At 51.3% G+C, this 528-nt stretch carries 1 pseudogene; it reads right to left on the minus strand.

Going from position 1 to position 528, the window contains the following annotated elements:
- Positions 1-528 (minus strand): annotated as a pseudogene (locus tag JK231_RS25395) (transposase); the annotation flags it as partial.

Consider the following 528-nt stretch of genomic DNA (forward strand, 5'->3'; position numbering starts at 1 on the left):
TTTCATCAGTCGCCAGACTCTGTTGACTCCGCACTGTTGTCCGCTGTCCCGCATATCCAGATGGATCTTGCGATAACCATAGACGCATCCCGATTCCAGCCAGAACTGTTTAATCTGTCCTGTCAGTCTCAGGTCTGCCTGATGGCGTTGTGAATGCGGCTGCTGAAGCCAGGCGTAAAAACCACTGGGATGAACATCCAGCACCCGACAGAGCAGGCGAACAGGCCAGCAACAGGTGTTGTCACGGATAAAGGCGTACCTCAGTCGGACAGCTTTGCGAAGTACGCCGCGGCTTTTTTTAATATGTCCCGTTCGTCGGTAACCCGCTTCAGTTCTTTCTGGAGACGGCGGATCTCGGCCTGAGCATCTGACTGTTCTTTATCTGTGGAAGAATCCGGACCGTACTTCCTTATCCATGCGTAAAGGCTGTGGGTAGTGATATCGAGACGTGTTGCAACGCTGGAAACAGAATGGCCACGATCAACAACCTGTTTGACTGCTTCAATTTTAAACTCTTCTGGATAACGC

Origin of the sequence: Pantoea sp. JGM49 (assembly GCF_018257655.1) — a bacterium.
Classification (GTDB): Bacteria; Pseudomonadota; Gammaproteobacteria; order Enterobacterales; family Enterobacteriaceae; genus Pantoea; species Pantoea communis.